Genomic DNA, 20,494 nt, shown 5'->3' on the forward strand with positions numbered 1-20,494 from the left:
CGTGAGCGAGCAAATGTCCGAATTAAGAGTTTTTAAAGAGGTGTCCAATCTTCCGGCCGAGCTGTTGCCTAATGGTATTTATCTTATCCGTACCGGTTCGGGGTTTGATATCAGAGTGGCGGACGCTACTGGAAAGGTGGCGCATAGTATTAATAACGGTGGCTTGACAACAGAACAGGCCGCTGCACTCAATCGTTTCCAAGCCTCTATCGGTACCGGTACCAGTATGAGCATTGCGTATCTCACTGATATCGCCAATACAAATGTCGGGGCAACGGTCGATAGGTTGGATGTAGCCTACTATTCCGCTAACACGACTAAAGGCGGCGGAATTTTCAAAAAAGTGCCTGCGACTACTGCTTTGGAAACCGGCATCGTTGTTGCCAGTAAAGACGGCCATCGTTTTAAGCGGGAGGTTGACGGCAATCGGTATGAGTTGGAAATGTTTGGATACGTTCCGGGATCATCAGATGATTCCGCTCTGTTTTTTTCGGCGCTCAAATGGGTGGCGAAGGCCGGCGGGCGGTTGGTGTTGCCTAGAAATGGCTCTTTATACCTTAATTATCCGGATTCAAGATCTAACTATATCCCGGCAGGCATCAAAGAAATTGACGGCAACGGCTGTACGATTTTCCTAATAAATCCGAGCAATAATGAGATTTGGCTCGATGATGCAACAAGTGATTTAGAGATACATCACCTAACCATTCGCCCCGGTTCTGGGGTTGCACGTAGCGGTGGCATTTTCGGGCGCGGTGGATCTCGCGTACATATTCATCATTGTGACATTTATTCCCGGGCGAATCACAACATTCTGTGCCGTATGGTAAGCATGGCCGACGGGTATATTACTCAAGACTGGGAAGTACACGACAATCAGCTAGAGCTTGATCGCGGTATTGATATTTCTCAAACCAGTGGCTCAGCCGGGGCATATATAAACATCCTGTTTGATTTAGCGCGGATTGACCCTAACAATCCAAACAACAACATGGACACTCGCTGGGTAGCCGATAAGGCAGTACCCAATGCAGAAGGACGTCGCCACCGAAACCATAAGGTGTACAACAACGATTGCAAGGGCGGCCGGTACGGAATAGCTTTGTATTTTTCCGAAGGTAGCGTTGTACGTGACAACCGAACAGAGAACAACACGCGCGGTATTGTGTTGCAAGATAAGAGCCGGGGAAACAAGATCTATAACAACCAAATTTATGACTATACAACCGGAATCCTGTTGGCCTATGAGCCGGAACTTAACGAGGTTTATAGCAACACATTGTATCGACGTGCAGGATGGGGATTTAATGGCGGCGGCCAAGGCCATATCATGTGTTATGTGCAACCGACGCGTAACACCATTCGAGGCAACAAGTGTCTTTGTGACGATGATGGCAGTCCATCATGGGGAATTATGGTTGCGGTGAATGCTAACGGGAACATTGTCGAGGACAACGAGATTTACGGTAAATTGGGTCGCGCTGCAATCGTCCTGGAATCATCATGGGGCGGAACTGCTGATAATGCGATTACCTACAGCGTAGCAAACCCTAACTGGAGCACGATGGATTCAATTGGCAACATCATTCGAAATAATATTATCGATGTATCGTCGCGGGTACCTGGTATTGTGCTGTGCTCCCGCAATGATGATACAGTCGTGCGCAAGTTGAGCGGCACCATTGTTTCGGGCAACCAATTCGGCGCTGGTACAGCGATCAGCCAATACGTCCGCTTGATTACGCAAGATCCGGCAGGTATATCCGGCACCATCGGCCACTCTAATACCTATCCGCCAACGGCTACATCGGCTAACTTTATTATGGGCACGAGTGTGGCCTGGGCCAAATTAATCTCAGAGGCAAATCGCGCCTCTGTAGCTTGGGAGTCATAAGATATAGATTAAATAAGACGGCGACGTGCCGGTGCGGGAACACCGACACGCCAGCCAAGCAGAATAGGCCTGCGTTAGCTTCAAAGCCGCCACCTCGCGAGGCAGCGGTATTTTATCACTAACGTACAAGGTACTGCGAAAAATGAAACATCGTTGCAAAAACTGTAACAAGCTGTTGGCCATCGGCACGGGCAGCTTTGAAATCAAATGCCCGCGCTGCAAAACCAACAACCATATCCGCTCTTTAACAACTCAGAATGCCACCGAGCATCCCACCTTGCAGAAAGGACGCAATGGATGCCCGGAAAACACCCAACCCTAAACCCACCGTCGGCAGTCTGTTCGCAGGCATCGGCGGATTCGACCTCGGCTTTGAGCGGGCAGGATTTCAAACGGCTTGGCAGGTCGAAATCGACCCCGTCTGCCGCGCCGTCCTCGGCGACCGTTTCCCCCATACAGAGCAACATCAAGACGTGCGTACCTGTCTGCCAGCACTCTCCCGCGTCGACGTTGTCGTCGGCGGATTCCCCTGCCAAGACGTTTCGGCAATGGGCAAGCGGCGCGGCCTTGCCGGAACACGCAGTGGGCTGTTCTTCGATGCAATGCGTATCGTGCAAACCCTTCAACCGCGCTGGCTGGTGCTGGAGAATGTCCCCGGACTGCTGTTTTCAAACGGTGGCCGCGACTTCGAAACGGTGCTTGAAACGCTTGCCGAATGCGGGTATGTGGGATACTGGCGGGTGTTGGACAGCCGTTATTTCGGAGTCCCCACAAAACGCCGCCGCATATTCATGGTCGCAGGTCTTCGAGAGCTGCCCCCCGTGGAGTTCTTGGGTGATGCCGGACCAATGGCGCGCGTATCTGGCAAGACGGAAGCGGGCAGCGCGTGGGCGGACGCTCATCCTACGCTGCTTGCGGGTTTTGCCGACGGCACAAGTATCGACATATCGGGCGGAAATATCGTCGCTGTCGAAAACAGTCGGCATCAGATGGTTGAGCGGGCGCGAACGTCTGACCATTATGGGCTTCGGCGCGGACTGGATGCGGCCAACGCTCGTGAGGCTCGGGCTGCCGGAAACGCCGTCTGCCCTCAAGTCGCGCAGTGGATTGCCGAAAAACTGATACATACCTTTTAAACATACCGAGCGCCGCGAGTGCCGTTTTTATTCTTATATATAAGGAGTCAAAATGACACCCAAACCGCAACCGCTCGTGCCGTGGATGGGCGGCAAACGCCGCTTGGCCAAACACCTACTGCCCCTGTTTCCCGGGCACCAATGCTATGTCGAGTTATTCGCCGGCGGCGCGGCGCTGTTTTTCATGCGGCCGCAACCGGCCAAGTGCGAGGTGCTCAACGATCTCAACGGCCAACTCATCAATCTTTACCGAGTGGTGCAACACCATTTCGACGAGTTTGTACGCCAGTTCGAGTGGACGCTGACCAGCCGCGAAGTATTCGCCCGTCTGCAATCCACTCCGCCTGATGTGATGACCGACATCCAACGCGCTGCCCGCTTCTTCTACCTGCAACACACCGCCTTCGGCGGCAAAACCATCGACCAACATTTCGGCACCGCCACCACGGGTGCGGGCTTTAAAGCAGCCGATATAGCAGACCGTCTGAAAGCAGCGCAGCAGCGGCTCAACGGCGTGTACATTGAGAACGAGCCGTGGGAAAAGTGCTTCAAACGCTACGACCGCGAACACACCTTCTTCTACGCCGACCCACCTTATTGGCAGCTGGCTGGCTATGACCGCGCATTCGACTGGCCGCAATACGAGCGCCTGGCCGATGCGATGGCTAATAGCAGGGGCAAGGTAATGCTGTCCATCAACGATCACCCTGACATTCTCGATCTGTTTAAAGACTTCAGCATCCGCCGCCTTGAACTTGCTTATTCAGTTGGCCGAGACAAAACGCAAAAGACCAGCGGCGAGCTGGTCATCTGTAACTACTAATAAGACAAAAGTCCCAGCGTCGGGACTTTTCTATTAGTGGATTTGTAACATGGTTACACAGTGTGCAACAAAATTAAAAACTATTTATCTCAAAAAACGCGCCGATTTATCGCGCGCGGCTTCAGCCGCTTCAGCCGCCGCGAAGACGTTTACTATCGCGACCAATGGCTGAAACCAAACGCATACGATGCAGACAATCACCCGTAGACCCGACCTTCCGGCAAAAATTCCCGCAAACGGCAAAATAATAGCCGTCTTTCGCAAAATAAAATCAAGTGCTAAGCATCAAAATGCCCCCAAGCACAGCCAATACCGCCAAACTGCAAACCGATATCATCCATCATTCGGTTTTCTTATGATAAACCCTTGAATTTCCCGAAAATCAAACCATATTGCCAGCATGACTGACTAGCGAGACAAGCAAAAGCCACCATGACACACACCGTACACCTCAAATTCGAAGATATCGACAACACCGTGCTGCAACGGCTCTCCGGCGCGCTGGATAACAACCTCTCTACCCTAGGCAAAGCGCTGAACATCCAAATCAGCCGCCGTTTTGCCGACTTCACCTTTATCGGCGAGCTGGCCCACGCCGGCCGTCGCGCCCTGCTCTCGCTGGCCGAAACCGCCGAAAAGCGCGACTTGGAAGAAAACGACATCCAGCTTGCCGCCGTTGAAGCGAAAACCGCCGACGCCGCCCACGTCGAGCAGCGGCAGGACAAACAATACTATCTGCAAACCAAACGCGGCAGCATAGGCGGCCGTACGCCGCGCCAAAACGGCTACATCCGCGCGCTCGTCAACCACGACATCGTGTTCGGCCTGGGCCCCGCCGGTACCGGCAAAACCTATCTGGCCGTGGCCGCTGCCGTCGATGCGATGGAAAAACATCAAATCGAGCGCATCGTATTGGTGCGCCCGGCGGTGGAAGCCGGCGAGAAGCTCGGTTTCCTACCCGGCGATTTGGCGCAGAAAGTCGACCCTTACCTGCGGCCACTCTATGATGCTTTATATGAACTGATGGGCTTCGACCGCGTAACCAAGCTGTTGGAAAAAGGCCTGATCGAAATCGCCCCCTTGGCCTATATGCGCGGCCGTACCCTCAACGGCGCCTACGTGATTCTCGACGAAGCGCAAAACACCACGCCCGAGCAGATGAAAATGTTCCTCACCCGCATCGGTTTCGGTGCCAAAGCGGTGATTACCGGCGACTTAAGCCAGATCGATCTGCCGAAAAACATTAAGTCCGGCCTGAAAGATGCCAAAGAAAAACTGCGCGACATCGAAGGCATTTATTTCCACACCTTCACCAGCGAAGATGTGGTGCGCCATCCTTTGGTGCAGAAAATCGTCGAAGCCTACGACGCGGCCGATGCGCAAAACACCCATGCCGAATAATTTTCAGACAGGCATTGTTTAACACCGTTACAGGAAAAAGCCACCATGCAAAACCTCGCCTTTCCGCTGCACTTCTCGTTTAAAGTACTCACTCCTTCCAACGATTTTTCGGTATTCGACGCCAACAACCAAGAGGTTGCCTATACCCGCCAGAAAATCTTCAAAATCAAAGAGGCGATACAGGTTTACCGAAGCAGCGGCCGGCAAAACCTGCTCTACACCATCAATGCCGACCGCATCATCGACTTCAACGCCTCCTATACCTTCCGCGACGCGGCGGGTAACGTATTCGGCGCCGTCAAACGCTCGGGCATGAAATCCTTGTGGAAAACCCATTACCAAACCAGCGACGCCGCAGGACAAACCGTATTTTCCCTGCACGAAGAAAACCCGCTGGTGGCAGTGGTCAACGGTTTTCTGGAAGAAATTCCTTTGGTCGGCATGTTAAGCGGCTTTTTCCTCAACCCCAGCTACGCCATCAACGACGCCCAAGGCCGCACCGTCTTCCGTCTGCGCAAACTGCCCTCCTTCTTCGAGCGCAAATTCCGCTTGGAAAAAGTCGGCGAAGCCGCGCCGGAACAGGAACAGCTGGCCCTGCTCTCCGTGATGCTGCTGATGCTGATGGACGGCCGCGACGGTTAACCAACCAGATCGAATGGTTTGCACGGCAATGCCTGTCTGAAAACCGTTTTCAGACAGGCATTGCCGTGCAGTAAAAGATAAACGAAATGCAAACATTCCCATTTCGCAAAATGCAAGCTTTGCAAAATATCCGGACGTGGATGAAGTTTGAAGCGTAGCAGCACAGCGAGTGCCGACATATCAAGAGACCTTTGCAAAACCCTCAGATCTGGATGCAGTTCAAGGCGTAGCAGCGCAGCGAGCGCAGACATATCAAGTAGATAGGCAAGCGAGCGAGCAGCACACAACGCAGAAATGCGCCACAGATGGGGGTTTTGCAAAGGTCTCAAAATAAATAGGCAACCAGCAAGCAGCGCGCAACGAAGAAATTCGCCGCAGACGGGTATTTCGCAAAGCTCTCAAAATGCCTGTCTGAAACCGAACAAAGCCCATTTTTACGACCGTTAAAACATGCCCCGAGCATTCGGATAAACGTTTCGTTATAATAGCCGAAACCTTTTAACCACCCGCCCCAACCCGCCATGACATTCACCACCCTCGTCAGCATCGCACTCGGCATCGGCCTGGCCGCCAGCTCGGGTTTCCGCGTGTTTCTCCCGCTGTTTGCCCTCAGCCTGTCCGCCTATTTCGGGCTGTGGCCGTTAAACGAAAGCTGGCAGTGGCTGGCCTCGCCTGCCGCCGTCACCATCTTGGGCGTGGCCACCCTGGCCGAAGCCGTCGGCTATCTGGTGCCTTATTTCGACCACTTGCTCGATACGCTGGCGATTCCCTTGGCCGGCCTGGCCGGTACCGCCGTGGTTGCCTCCACCGCCGCCGATCTCAGCCCTGCCGTAACCTGGGCGCTGGCGATTATCGCCGGCGGCGGTGCGGCGGCAGCGATTAAGGGCACCACCGCCACCACCCGCGTGGCCAGCACCGCCGCCACCGGCGGCTTGGCCAATCCGGTCGTATCGCTGGCCGAAACCGGCATGGCGGTTTTGATGACGGCGCTCAGCCTGTTTTTACCGGTTTTGGCCGTATTATTGGTGATAGCTCTGGTAGTGTGGCTGGCTCGCCGTTATACCGCCCGCCGTCACACGCTTTAATCTATCCTTATCTTTTATCTATCCGTTCCATGAAAACCGCCAAACGTTACGCTTTTTTGCAACAGCTCTCCCAGCGCTTTCCCTTCCATTTCGACAACCTCAGCAGCATCGATAAGCTGCCCGGCGAACGCGATTTCCGCCGCTGGGTGTGGCAGGCGGTTAAAAACGAATACCGCCGCGCCGAAATCAGCCTGCTGCTGCTCGATGAAGACGAAGCGCGCGCCTACAACCGCGATTACCGGCAAAAAGACTATGCCACTAACGTATTGAGCTTTGCCCTCAACGAAGGCGAAAACGGTTTTGACGCTGAAAACGACGTGCTCACCGGCGATTTGATCATTTGCCCGCAAGTGGTGTTGCGCGAAGCGGCCGAACAAGGCAAAACGCCCGAAGCGCATTTCGCCCACCTCACCCTGCACGGCGCCCTGCACCTGATGGGCTACGACCACATCGACGATAACGAATCCCAAATCATGGAAGCACTTGAAATCAAGCTGATGAATCAGTTAGGATACGGCAACCCTTATTCTCAGGATGAATACTGACTATGGACGAACACTCGTCGAAACCAGGCTTTTTCGAACGCCTGATCAACCGCATTGCCAACGATGCCCCCGAAACCTCCGAAGAAGTCGTCGAACTGCTGCGCCAGGCGCACGAACAGGCTGTGTTCGATGCCGACACCTTGCAGCGCATGGAAAAAGTGCTGGATTTCCACGATCTCGATGTACGCGATGCGATGATTACCCGCTCGCAGATGGATGTGATTAAAGATTCCGACAGCCTCGAGCGCATCGTCGCCCATGTCATTGAAACCGCCCATTCGCGTTTTCCGGTCATCGGCGAAGACAAAGACAACGTTCTGGGTATTTTACATGCCAAAGATTTGCTCAAAGTGGCCTTCGGCAACAACGAAACCTTCAATTTGGAACAACTGCTGCGCCCTGCGGTGTTCGTCCCCGAGAGCAAAACACTAAGCGCCCTATTGAAACAGTTCCGCGAACAGCGCAACCACATGGCGGTGGTGGTGGACGAATACGGCGGCATTTCCGGCTTGGTCACCTTCGAAGACATCATCGAGCAGATTCTCGGCGACATCGAAGACGAATTCGACGAAGACGATTCGGCCGACAACATTTTCGCCGTATCCAGCGAACGCTGGCGCATCAACGCCACCACCGAAATCGAAGACATCAACGAATTTTTCGGCACCCAATTTAGCAACGAAGAAGTCGATACCATCGGCGGCCTGATTATTCAAGAACTGGGGCATTTGCCGGTGCGCGGCGAAAAAGTCACGCTCGGCGGGCTGCTGTTTACCGTCGCCCGCGCCGACAAACGCCGCCTGCATACCTTAATGGCCATACGCGCCAAAGAAGACTGAACTTCGCTGTCCATGCCTGTCTGAAAACCAATATTGTTTTCAGACAGGCATTTAAAAAGCCTTATCCGTTATAATGGCTCCTTTCATCCGAATAACATTCATATAAATTCATACATTCTAGGACACCCGCACAACATGGCTTTCTCTTCTCTGTTCACCCTGCTCGACGACATTGCATCCATTCTCGACGATGTTTCCCTGATGACCAAAATGGCGGCCAAGAAAACCGCCGGCGTGGTAGGCGACGACTTGGCGCTCAACGCCAATCAAGTCACCGGTGTCAAAGCCGACCGCGAGCTGCCTATCGTCTGGGCCGTAGCCAAAGGCTCCTTAATCAACAAAGTAATACTGGTACCGGCAGCGCTGTTGCTTTCGGTATTTGCTCCCGTATTGATCGTTCCCTTACTGATGATAGGGGGTGCTTACCTCTGCTTCGAAGGCGTGGAAAAACTGTTGCACAAATTTCTGCATCGTGAAGATGAGCAAACACCGCAGGTAACGCCCGATGAAATCAACAGCGAAAAAGAGAAAATCAAAGGCGCGGTGCGCACCGATTTCATTTTATCCGCCGAAATCATCATCATCGCATTGGGCGTAGTGGCCGCATCGCCCTTATCGGTCAAAATTTTGGTGCTCTCTTCCATCGGCATCGGCATCACGGTTGCGGTATACGGCTTGGTGGCGGCCATCGTAAAAGCCGACGATTTCGGTTTGCATCTGATGCAAAAAGGCGGCGGCGCAGCCGCTGTCGGCAAAGCCATCGTCAGCTTTATGCCGTGGTTTATGCGCTCTTTGAGCGTTATCGGTACCTTGGCGATGTTCTTGGTCGGCGGCGGCATTTTTGTTCACTATGTCGGCCCGCTGCATCATTTCCTCGAAGTACGCGGCTGGGCGGAAGGCCTGATGGGCAACCTCGCCAGTTTGGTGGTCGGCGTTATCGTCGGTGCCATTGCCTGCGCAGTCATCCTGCCTTTGGTGAAAGCATTCAGCAAAAAGAAAGCCCATTAAAGCGTTCACGTTTTTCCATTGACCCTTATGCCTGTCTGAAAACTTTTTTCAGACAGGCATTCCCCCACTTAAGCTCCACCCGTTCATGATACCTTTTACCCGTCTCGATGAATTTTGGCGCAAACCTGCCGTTTACTGGCCGCTGCTGCTGGCATTGGCCGCCGCCACGCCGCTCACCTTCGCCCCGTATTACCACTTCTGGCTGATGCCGCTGCTGTTCGGCGCCTTTATCCGCCTGCTCGAATTGCGCCCCGAGCGACAAATCCGCAGCGCCTACCTGTTCGGCCTTATCGCTTACGTCTGCCAGTTTTACTGGATACACACCGCCCTGCACGACGTTTCCGGCCTGCCCAATCTCTATGCCGTACCGCTTACCTTCCTGTTACCCGCTTATTTGGCACTGTTCCCGATGCTCTCGGTGTGGTTGTGGCAAAAAACCCGCCTGAGCCGCCCGCTGAAAACCGGCCTGGCGCTGCCCGTTTACTGGACACTCGCCGAATTCGCCCGCGAGCGCCTGCTCACCGGTTTCGGCTGGGGCGCGCTCGGCTATTCCCAAATCGCCGATTACAGCCCGCTGGCCGGTTTCGCCCCGCTGGGCGGTATCCATCTGGTTACCTTGGCCACCGCCTTTGCCGGTGCCTGGCTGGTTTTGCTGATTGATAATCCGAAGCAAACCCGCCAACGGCTGGCCGCACTGTGCGCTTTAACCACCCTGTTTGCCGCCGGCACGCTATTGCGCCAAACCGATTTCACCCGCCCCGACGGCACCCGCGCCAGCGTGGCCCTGCCGCAGGGCAATATTCCGCAAACCTTAAAATGGGAAGCCTCGCAGGCCGAAGCCACCCTGCGCCGCTACTTCGATTTGGTCGCCCAAAGCCGCGCCGACATCGTGATTTTGCCGGAAACCGCCATCACCGTCATGCTGCAAAACCTGCCGACCGAAGTGCTTGATGCCTTTGCCCGCCAAGCCGAAACCAACGGCAGCGCACTGGCAGTCGGCATCGCCCGTTATACCGATAGCGGCGAACAATATGAAAACGCCGTTATCAATCTGAGCGGCTACCGAAGCGCACAAGGCTTCAACATGCCTTATTACGCCAAAGACCACCTGGTGCCGTTTGGCGAATACAAACCGCTGCCTTTCATCACCGAACCGTTATACCAAATGATGAACATGCCGCTTTCCGATTTCAAACGCGGCGGCGCCGATCAAGCGCCGTTAATCATGGCCAACCAGCGTGTCGCCTTCAATATTTGCTATGAAGACGGCTTCGGCGACGAATTAATCGCACCGGCCAAACGTGCCAGCCTGCTGGCCAACGCCAGCAATCTGGCTTGGTACGGCAACTCCAACGCCATGTACCAACACTTACAGCAGTCGCAAGCCCGCTCGCTGGAGCTGGGACGCTACATGGTACGCGCCACCAATACCGGCGCCACCGCCATCGTCGATCCCAAAGGGCGCATCCGCCAAGCCGCACCGGCCGACACCACGACGGTATTAAGCGGCACTGTCGAAGGATATACCGGCGAAACACCGTATATGAAACTCGGCGGCTCTTGGCCTTTAATCACCGCCTTGATCGCGTTGGCCGCCGGCTTATTCGGCTTCGGCCGCCGCCAAACTCAACCATAAATCCAATTCAATGCCTGTCTGAAAAAATTTCCTATTTCAGACAGGCAAGGCATAATTCCGACAAAATCACTCAAATATTAAAAACCAATCAAAATTTAAAACATACAAAATTTTACCTATTAAGTGTAGAACTAAACACGGAACTTGTGTCTAATGGATACATACACCAATGTATGGCTTCATATACAGTACATAACAATGGTGCTAGAATGAAGCGCCCTATCATAACAACAAGCAAAACAAACAAGGAAACGATATACAATGAGCATGAATCAAGCCTTTGCATTACCCGTACCGAGCGGTCACGGCAGCTTGGAGCAATACATTCATACCGTTAACAGCATTCCCATGCTTTCCGCCGAAGAAGAATTGCGTTTGGCGGAACGCCAGATTAAAGGCGACCTCGAAGCCGCCAAACAACTGATTCTCTCCCACTTACGCGTGGTGGTTTCCATTGCGCGCGGTTACGACGGCTACGGCCTCAACCAAGCCGACCTGATTCAGGAAGGCAACATCGGCCTGATGAAAGCCGTCAAGCGCTACGAACCCAACCGCGGCGCCCGCCTGTTTTCCTTTGCCGTGCATTGGATTAAAGCCGAAATCCACGAATTCATCCTGCGCAACTGGCGTTTGGTTCGCGTAGCGACCACCAAGCCGCAACGCAAACTGTTTTTCAATTTACGCAGCATGCGCAAAAGCCTCTCCGCCCTTTCTCCGAAAGAAGCGCAGGCAATTGCCGACGATCTGGGCGTAAAACTCTCCGAAGTGATGGAGATGGAACAGCGCATGACCGGCCGCGACATCGGCATCTTAGCCGACAACAGCGACGACGAAGACAGCTACGCCCCCATCGATTGGCTGGCCGACAACGATAATGAGCCGACCCGCCAAATCGAAATGAAAGCCAGCCAAACCCTGCAAACCGAAGGTCTACAAAACGCACTGGCCAAGCTGGATGACCGCAGCCGCCGCATTGTGGAAACCCGCTGGCTGCAAGACGACGGCGGTTTAACCCTGCACGAATTGGCCGCCGAATACGGTGTATCAGCCGAACGCATCCGCCAGATCGAAGCCAAAGCCATGCAGAAACTGCGCGGTTTTCTGGCAGAAGAAGGCCAAAACGAGCTGTAACCTATATTTCATGATTTGATTCTTGTAAGCAAAGCAATGCCTGTCTGAAAATAAACCTTTCAGACAGGCATTTCGTTTAGTGATGAGTAATTTTGATATATAGCGGATTTAATTAACTTTCGATACAAGGCAGCAAACCGTAGCAGTACCAGTACTACGGAACCGCTTCTGTTGCCGCCTTTCAGCAATAAGCATTATTAATCAATAACGCGTTACCACCGCCAAACCGCGATCGGCATGTTCTCCTAACTTTTCACTGTCGACAAAACGTACGCGACCGCCGGCCGCCAATACTTTTTCGATCATTTCATCGACAATATCCTCATAAGCCTGTTCGCCTTTGGCTTCATCGATGCTGATTTCAGTAAGCTTGCGGCCGTCTTCACTCACTCTCGCCGGAATATGCAAATTTTCTTCCACCACCAGCAATTCGGCACGACCGTCTGACACGGCTTGCCACACTTCGTTCAGGCCGCCGACAAAGAGTTTGTTACTTTTAGCATTGGTTAATTCATCAAATACTTTGGCGCGCTCGGCAGCCAAGGCTTCTTTGATTTCCGGCCAAACGGTTTTGCCCAGTTCGTGCGGATTATCGCTATTGTGGCCGCTATGGATAAACAGCATTACTTGCTCGCCGATACCGGCACCGTCATTGAAATGGCCGATGTTGCGGTCAACGCCCACCACCACAATCGGAGCAGACAATTGTTTTTCCGCCTCCAATAAGGCTTGGCCAACTTCACGCATTTTGTCGGTGACGATTTGGTCACGCACATGGCTGATGTCTTGGCTCGGATTGGCTTCGGCTACTTGGTTTTCAACGCTGAACGGGAAGCCGAATTCGTGCACCTCGTTTAACTGATCTTGGCGGCCGACAAACAAGCGTGTGCCGTGCTCGCTCAAAACAACCAACAGATACAATGGGCTGCGGTTCATTGCAAACACCAAATCACGGGTTAGGAAATTGTCCGCAATGGTTACCCGCTCAGGTACGCGGAAAGGCAAACGGAACATTTCGTCATATTCGGCACTGGCAAAAATCACCAGGCCGTCAAGGTTGTGTTCGTTGTCTACAGAATCGGCCAAACGATTGATTTTATCAACGATTTCAGAGGTTTCACGTTTACCGAATTCTTCCTGCAAACGGCTCACCGCTTCCGATACCAAATTTTTCAAACGGATGATGTCTTTATCGTTATCGGGCGAAGTGCGGTAAGTCGGCAAAGTAATGGTTACGCTCGGGTAAGATTGCTTGGCTTGTACTTCTTTGATGGTATTCAGATTCATCGCATATTCCTTTCGGTCGGATGGGTGGAAGACGTTTTGCGGAAATTTTCCGCAAACTGCTGTGTTCGATGAATATATTTTCAGCGTACATTAAGCGGAAAATATATTCACCGCAGATTAAAGCGTGTAGTCGACGGCATTTCAGCGGTATTTTTGGTTACAATCCGCATCTGCTCCGTTAGGTAGCGTAGCGGACTTGGAAGCTAAAATGCGCGCAAGATGTTCAATCTTGCTGTGCTTTTTGCCTTGCATCTGCGGATTTTCCCTTAAAAAACCGCTTCAAAAACATGATGACTACACGCTCTAGGCCTTCTGTTGAAATTTGAAATACTGCGTTTGCTGCTTCAGCCTGTTTCTTTATTTTTTAAATTAACATTTTTATCATCAGCAGGCAATTACATATCCTTACACTTAAAAAATCTTCGAAATCACCTTTCTTCAAAAGAATTACTTTATTTCACTACATTCATTTAAAACAAGATTAGGATATTAATACACCCAAACGTTAGCCTGACTTTGCAATTTCATACACTAACCCCGTTTAGTTAATAATATTTTTACCCATGCATGCATGTGTCGCAAAAGCAAGCCGGAACGGGCAACAAAGACGGAGCCGAAGTGATTGAATCCGCTATAAAATGCGCGCAAGGTGTCCAATCTTGCTGTACTTTTTGCCTTGCCTCTGCGGATTTTTCCTCAAAAATCTGCTTCTCCAGCTTTCTGACGCCCCTAACTCCAGCTTAGCAGCTCACTGTTCACTGCAAATGGTTGCTGTTCATATTCACGGTAGGCGTAACGCTCTTTTCGGCACACAACACCACCATCAAATTGCTCACCAATTGCGCCCGCTCGGTGTTGCTCAATTCCACCGTTTTGCGGTCGTGCAGCCGTTGCAGCGCCATTTCTACCATGCCCACCGCGCCTTCGACGATTTGTTTTCTGGCCGCCACCACCGCAGTAGCCTGCTGGCGTTGCAACATCGCCATCGCAATTTCCGGCGCATAAGCCAGATGGCTGATGCGTGCTTCCAGCACGTTCACGCCTGCCCTCGCCAAACGCTCGTTCAACTCCTGCTCCAGTTTTTCATTGATGCTGCCGGTACTGTCGCGCAAGGTAACGTCGGCGGAGCTGTCTTCGCTGTGGTCATAAGCATAGCTGCCGGCCAGATTGCGCACCGCCGCCTCCGACTGTATCGCGACAAAGCGTTCGTAATCGTCCACCGCAAACACTGCCTTGGCGGTATCGTCCACCTGCCACACAATCACCGCAGCGATTTCGATCGGATTGCCGGCCTTGTCGTTTACCTTCAGAATCTGGCCGTTTAAATTGCGCGCCCGCAGGCTGATTTTCTGTTTGCCGTAAAACGGGATGATGAAACGCAGGCCGCTTTTCTTCATGCTGCCCATATAAGTTCCGAGGAAAGTGGTCACCACCGCTTCGTTCGGATCGATAACCGACAAACCTTTGAAAATCAGCAAGGCCAATATGCCCAAGGCAATCATGGAAAAACTGATTTCACCGCCGTTTTGTAAAAACAGATAACCGACTGCTGCCAGCAGCGCCAGCCCGATCAGTAAAAAACCGTAGCCGCTCATGGAAAACAGCAGCGATTTTTCCGATACTTCGTTTTGATGTTCCATGTTCCCTCCTGAAATAAAGTTTAGCCTGTGATTCTGTTATAAGCCCATAAAACGATTTTTTCAATACAGTGTAGCCGAATGCCTGTCTGAAAATAAAAAGCCGCCTGCATATCAGCAAACGGCTTTTCTCTGAACTCAATTTTTTACCGGATTTCAATCCTGATCCGGCTGCATCCAGTCGGCCAGAATTTCACTGATTTCCTGCCACATTACAACAGGCCCGGTTGGCCCAGCGCAGGATCGCTCGCGCGGGCGGCTTCGGCATCGGCCACGGTTAAGCCCAAGGCTTTGGCCACGCCTTCGCCGTAGGCCGGGTCGCATTTCACGCAGTTGCGGATGTGGCGGTATTTGATGAAGTCCGGCGCATCGCCCATGGCGGCGGCGGTGTTGTCGAACAGGGCTTGTTGCTGTTCGGCGTTCATCAGCTTAAACAGCGCGCGCGGCTGGCTGAAATAATCATCATCGTCTTCGCGGAAGTTCCAATGGGCGGCATCGCCGTTGATTTTCAGCGGCGGCTCGGCGTATTGCGGCTGCTCCTGCCATTGGCCGAAACTGTTGGGCTCATAATGCGGCAGACCGCCGTAGTTGCCGTCCACGCGGCCTTGGCCGTCGCGGGCGTTGCTGTGCACGGGGCAGCGCGGTGCGTTCACCGGAATCTGGTTGCGGTTTACGCCCAAGCGGTAGCGTTGCGCGTCGGCATAGTTAAACAGGCGCGCTTGCAGCATTTTGTCGGGCGACACGCCGATGCCGGGCACGAGGTTGCTCGGTGCGAAAGCGGATTGCTCCACGTCGGCAAAGAAGTTTTCGGGGTTTTTGTTCAGCTCGAACTCGCCCACTTCGATCAGCGGGTAATCGCCTTTCGGCCATACTTTGGTAAGGTCGAAGGGATGGTACGGCACTTTTTCGGCATCGGCTTCGGGCATGATTTGCACATACATTTTCCATTTCGGGAAATCGCCGCGCTCGATGGCTTCGTACAAATCTTTCTGATGGCTTTCGCGGTCTTTGCCAACTACGGCTTCGGCTTCGGCATCGCTCAGATTTTCAATGCCTTGCTGGGTGCGGAAGTGGAATTTCACCCAGAAGCGTTCGCCGTCTTTGTTCCAGAAACTGTAGGTGTGCGAACCGAAACCGTGCATGTGGCGGTATGATTTCGGAATGCCGCGGTCGCTCATCACGATGGTAACTTGGTGGAAGGCTTCGGGCAGCAGCGTCCAGAAATCCCAGTTGTTGGTGGCGCTGCGCATATTGGTGCGCGGATCGCGTTTCACCGCTTTGTTCAAATCGGGGAACTTGCGCGGGTCGCGCAGGAAGAACACGGGGGTGTTGTTGCCCACCATATCCCAGTTGCCTTCTTCGGTGTAGAACTTCAGCGCGAAACCGCGGATGTCGCGCTCGGCATCGGCCGCGCCGCGCTCGCCGGCCACGGTGGTGAAGCGGGCGAACATTTCGGTTTTTTTGCCCACTTCGCTGAAAATGGCGGCGCGGGTGTAACGGGTGATATCGTTGGTTACGGTGAAGGTGCCGAACGCGCCTGATCCTTTGGCGTGCATGCGGCGCTCGGGAATCACTTCGCGCACGAAGTCGCCGAGTTTTTCGTTCAGCCACAAATCCTGCGCCAACAGCGGGCCGCGGGGGCCGGCGGTGAGGCTGTTTTGGTTGTCGGCAACGGGCGCGCCGTTGCTCATGGTGAGATGGGTTACCGGGCATTTGCTCATGTTCGTGATCCTTTGGGTTAATGGTTGTTGTGTTGTTAATTAGGAATAATAAGTTGGGTTTCTATAGTATGAATGTATTCGTTGTTCAGTTGCTTGCGGTTCTTGTTAAGCTGTGAAAACACTATACCTAATTATTTTAGCTATTAAAACTATTAAATCAATTTAATTTATATATCAAAAAAAAGAACCGAATGCCTGTCTGAAAAAGTTTTCAGACAGGCATTCGGTTTTGGTGTGAACCATCTTACCGGTTTAGCGTTTGGCCAAACCTTTCTCGTTCAGCAAAGGCAAAATATCGGGGCGGATGGGGTGGCACAATGCGTTTTTCACTTGTTGCGACCAGTCCAAATCCAAATTGCTGCGTTCCTTGTAATAGGTTTTTACGATTTCGTTATAAGCGTTGAGTTTTTCGTCGTCCAACGGCCGGTAGCCGTTTTCCGATACCACGCATTCTTGGGGCAGGCGCGGCCGCATGATCGGATCTTGCGCGGGATGGCCCAGCGCCATGCCGAAAAGCGGCATCACTTGCTCGGGCAAATCCAAGATGGCGTTGGTTTCGCGGATATTGTCACGCAGGCTGCCGATATAAACCCCGCCCAAGCCCAATGATTCGGCCGTGAGCAATACGTTTTGCGCCATGATGCCTGCATCTATGGCGGCCATCAGCGTCATTTCGGTCCAATCGGTTTGCGCATCGTGGGCGATTTTTTTGTGTTTGGCCAAATCCAGGCAAAACACCAGAAACTCGGCGCTGGTTTCGATATAGTGCTGGTTGGCACCGACCGCACGCAGCTGTTTGCGCTTTTCAGGGTCGGTTACCCGCACGATGTGGGTGGTTTGCAGAAAACTGGAAGTAGAAGCCGCCTGCCCGGCCTGCAAAACGGCTTCCAGCATTTCGGGCGCAATCGGCTCGCCGGTGAATTTGCGGATGGAACGGTGGGACAAGGCGGTTTCGAGCGCTGGTTTGCTGTGTAAAGTCATTCGTTTCTCCTAAAGTATGGGTGTTTTTCAGGCAGGCATTTTGACCAAAATGCCTGCCTGAACAAATCAGGCCAATTTGCGTGCCAATTCGGCCAAACGCTTGCCTTGGGTAAATGCAATCTGCTGCTCTTCGGCGCTCAATGAGCGACGGTTATTGCCGGCCACATGCCCTGCGCCGTAAGGCGAGCCGCCGCCGGTAGTATTGTTAAGCGCGCTTTCCGAATACGGAATACCGCTGATTACCATGCCATGGTGCAGCAGCGGCAGCATCATGGTTAACAAGGTACTCTCTTGGCCGCCATGCGGCGAGGCGCTGCTGGTGAACACGGTTGCGGGTTTGCCGATTAAATCGCCGGATAGCCATTGCGGGATGGTACCGTCGAGGAAATATTTCATGGCGGCAGCCATATTGCCGAAACGGGTGGGGCTGCCCAAAGCCAATGCGGCACAGTTCTTCAAATCTTCGGCGGTGCAATAAGGCGCGCCGCTATCGGGGATATCGGCTTCTACCGCTTCGCAAACGGCAGATACTTTCGGTACGGTACGCAACACCGCTTCGCAGCTGGGCACGCTCTCTACACCGAGTGCGATTTGGCGCGCCAAATCGGCAGTGGTGCCGTGCTGGCTGTAATACACGATTAAAACAGTTAGGGCTTTTTGGCTCATCAGTTAATTTCCGTTACAATATTTATTTTATGTTTACTCAATCCGCCGATATCACTAAAACGGAGAAGGGAAAGATTATGCTGAAATCCGAACGCTTGCAAGCTTGGCAGCAATCCCGCGCTTACTGCTTTATGCTTTTCGTATGGCAGCGCTTTATGGAAGTGCGGGTACCGCAAATCGCCGCCAGCCTTACCTATACTACCCTGCTCGCGCTGGTACCTATTTTAACTGTGACACTGGTGATCGTGTCTGCGTTTCCGATGTTTAGCGACTTATCAGCCGACTTCATCCAGTTTATCAATATGATGCTGGTACCCAGCGGCGTCGACGTGATTCTCGATTATATCAACCAGTTTAAAGCCAAAGCCAGCAACCTCACCGCCATCGGTATTATATTCCTGATGATCTCTTCACTGATGCTGGTGCAAACCATAGACCAGACCTTCAACCGTATCTGGCGGGTGAACACGCAGCGTCCTTGGTGGATGCAGCTGCTTGTTTACTGGGCACTGCTGACCTTCGCGCCTTTGGTATTAGGTGTGAGCATCTCGGTGTGGGGGCTGATGCTCCAAAGCAGCCGGCTCGATGTTTATTTCCCGTTTCTGGCCGATGCGCTGCGTATCGGAACCTCGCTTCTGTTCAACACCATCTTGTTGTGGCTGCTCTACCGGTTGGTACCGAACCGTTTTGTTCCTGCCCGTCAAGCGCTGATCGGTGCGGTGTTTACCGCCATTGCGCTGGAGCTGTTGCGTTCGGGCTTTGCTTTCTATATCGGGCGCTTCAAAAGTTATGAATTGATTTACGGTGCTTTCGCCGCCATTCCGCTGTTTTTATTATGGTTGCAAATGCTGTGGTTGGTGGTGCTTACCGGTGCGGTGCTGACTGCCTGTTTGTCTTATTGGCAAGGCGAAGCGTTCCGCCGCAGTTTCGATGCGCGCGGGCGTTTCGATGATGTGTTAAAAGTCCTGCTGCTGCTGGAAGAAGCGCAGCACGAGGGCAAAGCGCTTACTGTGCGCCAACTGCGCGAGCATGTGAATATGGGCTACGACGAATTGGGCGACTTGCTGGAGAAGCTCGCCCGCCACGGTTATGTTTATCCCGGCCGCCAGGCTTGGGTGTTGAAAATGTCTCCGGAAAATATTGATTTGAGCGATTTGTTTTATCTGTTTGTTTACCGGCCGCCGCGCCGGCAAACCGATCACGTGAGCGCTTCGGTAGCCAGCATCATGCAGCCTTGCTTGGAAGCCATGAATATTTCTCTGGCGCAATTTAGCGACCACACCAAAGCAAACAGTGGCGATATTGGCCAAGACCCGGCCACGCAGCCGTTGCCCCCCGCGGAAAAATTTAAAAAATAGTGTTGCCAAACGCATCTGCATCTGCCGAAACTTACTGCTTAAAATGCCTGTCTGAAAAATATTTCAGACAGGCATTTCTTAGATTATCACCATTCCGGTAAACATCATTTACTTGGCAATCGGTTTTGGTGACCAAGATTTAACACGAACAAAGTGACGAAGCCACAAACAGTGCAGGCAACTTAACTTTCGCCATGCCTGTCTGAAAACATCCTGTGTCAAACATATGCACACTATATGATTAAAATTGTTTCCGAGAATCCAGCAACAAAGTTACCGGCCCGTCGTTACACAACTCAACCTGCATATGTGTCTGAAACCTGCCGGTTTCCACCACCAACCCATACGCACGCAATAAAGCCGCTACGTCCTCATACTTGGCATTGGCAACCTCCGGCGCGGCAGCTGCCGATAAAGAAGGCCGACGCCCGTTACGCGCATCGGCATATAAAGTAAATTGCGACACCAGCAAAACACTGCCGCCGATATCTTGTATCGAACGGTTGAGCCGGCCGTTTTCATCTTCGAAAATCCGCAGATGCGCGATTTTATCGGCAATATAGCGGACATCCTGTTCACCGTCTTCATGTCCCACCCCCAGCAATACCAATAAGCCCGCACCGATTTGGCCGCAAGTTTCGCGCTTTTCACCCGCCAACACATCGACCTGTGCCCGCGTTACCTTTTGGATAACCGCCCTCATC

Annotated in this window: 19 protein-coding genes and 1 pseudogene; 13 read left to right on the forward strand and 7 right to left on the reverse strand. The window is 52.8% G+C overall.

The genetic code is table 11. The features are described from left to right. Positions 1-13 precede the first annotated feature (13 nt). The 6 genes from Q4C79_RS00920 (at position 14) to Q4C79_RS00945 (ending at position 5,896) form a co-directional block, all read left to right on the forward strand. A complete protein-coding gene (locus tag Q4C79_RS00920) occupies positions 14-1,894 on the forward strand; it encodes a right-handed parallel beta-helix repeat-containing protein (protein ID WP_303089154.1) in 1,881 nt (626 codons plus the stop codon). 142 nt (positions 1,895-2,036) lie between these two features. After that, positions 2,037-2,216, forward strand: a complete 180-nt coding sequence (locus Q4C79_RS00925; RefSeq protein WP_303089155.1) for a Com family DNA-binding transcriptional regulator — start codon at positions 2,037-2,039, stop codon at positions 2,214-2,216. Next, entirely contained in the window at positions 2,188-3,030 is an 843-nt protein-coding gene (locus tag Q4C79_RS00930; protein WP_303089156.1) for a DNA cytosine methyltransferase, read from the forward strand. The genes Q4C79_RS00925 and Q4C79_RS00930 overlap by 29 nt, the downstream gene beginning before the upstream one ends. Positions 3,031-3,082: 52 nt before the next feature. Beyond that, positions 3,083-3,853 (forward strand): DNA adenine methylase, encoded by a 771-nt coding sequence (locus tag Q4C79_RS00935; protein ID WP_303089157.1) that lies wholly within the window; start codon positions 3,083-3,085, stop codon positions 3,851-3,853. Between the two features lie 432 nt (positions 3,854-4,285). Further along, entirely contained in the window at positions 4,286-5,254 is a 969-nt protein-coding gene (locus Q4C79_RS00940; protein ID WP_303089158.1) for a PhoH family protein, read from the forward strand. Positions 5,255-5,299: 45 nt separating this feature from the next. After that, positions 5,300-5,896: a hypothetical protein gene (locus Q4C79_RS00945; RefSeq protein ID WP_303089159.1), complete on the forward strand. Its 597-nt coding sequence runs from the start codon at positions 5,300-5,302 to the stop codon at positions 5,894-5,896. Between the two features lie 185 nt (positions 5,897-6,081). Here the strand turns inward: Q4C79_RS00945 and Q4C79_RS13170 are convergent. After that, positions 6,082-6,228: pseudogene (locus Q4C79_RS13170) on the reverse strand (signal peptidase); the annotation flags it as partial. Between the two features lie 189 nt (positions 6,229-6,417). Between Q4C79_RS13170 and Q4C79_RS00955 the strand changes: the two are divergent. The 6 genes from Q4C79_RS00955 (at position 6,418) to rpoH (ending at position 12,140) form a co-directional block, all read left to right on the forward strand. Further along, positions 6,418-6,981 (forward strand): DUF4126 domain-containing protein, encoded by a 564-nt coding sequence (locus tag Q4C79_RS00955; protein ID WP_303089161.1) that lies wholly within the window; start codon positions 6,418-6,420, stop codon positions 6,979-6,981. A gap of 29 nt (positions 6,982-7,010) precedes the next feature. After that, entirely contained in the window at positions 7,011-7,526 is a 516-nt protein-coding gene (gene ybeY, locus Q4C79_RS00960) for an rRNA maturation RNase YbeY (RefSeq protein ID WP_303089162.1), read from the forward strand. 2 nt (positions 7,527-7,528) lie between these two features. Beyond that, positions 7,529-8,365, forward strand: coding sequence for an HlyC/CorC family transporter (locus Q4C79_RS00965; protein ID WP_303089163.1), 837 nt, complete (start codon positions 7,529-7,531; stop codon positions 8,363-8,365). A gap of 135 nt (positions 8,366-8,500) precedes the next feature. Beyond that, a complete protein-coding gene (locus tag Q4C79_RS00970; protein WP_303089164.1) occupies positions 8,501-9,373 on the forward strand; it encodes a DUF808 domain-containing protein in 873 nt (290 codons plus the stop codon). Between the two features lie 85 nt (positions 9,374-9,458). Next, positions 9,459-11,009: an apolipoprotein N-acyltransferase gene (gene lnt, locus Q4C79_RS00975; protein WP_303089165.1), complete on the forward strand. Its 1,551-nt coding sequence runs from the start codon at positions 9,459-9,461 to the stop codon at positions 11,007-11,009. A gap of 261 nt (positions 11,010-11,270) precedes the next feature. After that, a complete protein-coding gene (gene rpoH, locus Q4C79_RS00980; protein WP_368492195.1) occupies positions 11,271-12,140 on the forward strand; it encodes an RNA polymerase sigma factor RpoH in 870 nt (289 codons plus the stop codon). Between the two features lie 201 nt (positions 12,141-12,341). Here rpoH and Q4C79_RS00985 read toward each other — a convergent pair whose 3' ends face one another. The 5 genes from Q4C79_RS00985 to wrbA all read right to left on the reverse strand — a co-directional run bounded on the left by Q4C79_RS00985 (position 12,342) and on the right by wrbA (position 18,432). Then, on the reverse strand, positions 12,342-13,427 hold the full coding sequence (locus tag Q4C79_RS00985) for a hypothetical protein (RefSeq protein ID WP_303089166.1): 1,086 nt from the start codon (positions 13,425-13,427) through the stop codon (positions 12,342-12,344). A gap of 755 nt (positions 13,428-14,182) precedes the next feature. Next, positions 14,183-15,067, reverse strand: coding sequence for an SPFH domain-containing protein (locus Q4C79_RS00990; protein WP_303089167.1), 885 nt, complete (start codon positions 15,065-15,067; stop codon positions 14,183-14,185). A 209-nt stretch (positions 15,068-15,276) separates the two neighbouring features. Continuing rightward, positions 15,277-16,785 carry a catalase gene (locus tag Q4C79_RS00995; RefSeq protein ID WP_303089168.1) on the reverse strand — a complete coding sequence of 503 codons (1,509 nt, stop codon included), beginning with the start codon at positions 16,783-16,785 and terminating at the stop codon, positions 15,277-15,279. Positions 16,786-17,037: 252 nt separating this feature from the next. Continuing rightward, positions 17,038-17,766 (reverse strand): oxygen-insensitive NADPH nitroreductase, encoded by a 729-nt coding sequence (nfsA, locus tag Q4C79_RS01000; protein WP_303089169.1) that lies wholly within the window; start codon positions 17,764-17,766, stop codon positions 17,038-17,040. A 66-nt stretch (positions 17,767-17,832) separates the two neighbouring features. Beyond that, a complete protein-coding gene (gene wrbA / locus Q4C79_RS01005; RefSeq protein ID WP_303089170.1) occupies positions 17,833-18,432 on the reverse strand; it encodes an NAD(P)H:quinone oxidoreductase in 600 nt (199 codons plus the stop codon). Positions 18,433-18,509: 77 nt separating this feature from the next. On the opposite strand from wrbA, the gene Q4C79_RS01010 reads away from it, so the two are divergent. Then, on the forward strand, positions 18,510-19,790 hold the full coding sequence (locus Q4C79_RS01010) for a YihY family inner membrane protein (protein WP_303089171.1): 1,281 nt from the start codon (positions 18,510-18,512) through the stop codon (positions 19,788-19,790). Positions 19,791-20,031: 241 nt separating this feature from the next. On the opposite strand, the gene dtd is transcribed toward Q4C79_RS01010, so the two are convergent. Beyond that, on the reverse strand, positions 20,032-20,493 hold the full coding sequence (gene dtd / locus Q4C79_RS01015; protein WP_303089172.1) for a D-aminoacyl-tRNA deacylase: 462 nt from the start codon (positions 20,491-20,493) through the stop codon (positions 20,032-20,034). Position 20,494: the final 1 nt, after the last annotated feature.

Origin of the sequence: Neisseria sp., from assembly GCF_030523955.1 — a bacterium.
In the GTDB taxonomy this organism is placed as follows: domain Bacteria; phylum Pseudomonadota; class Gammaproteobacteria; order Burkholderiales; family Neisseriaceae; genus Neisseria.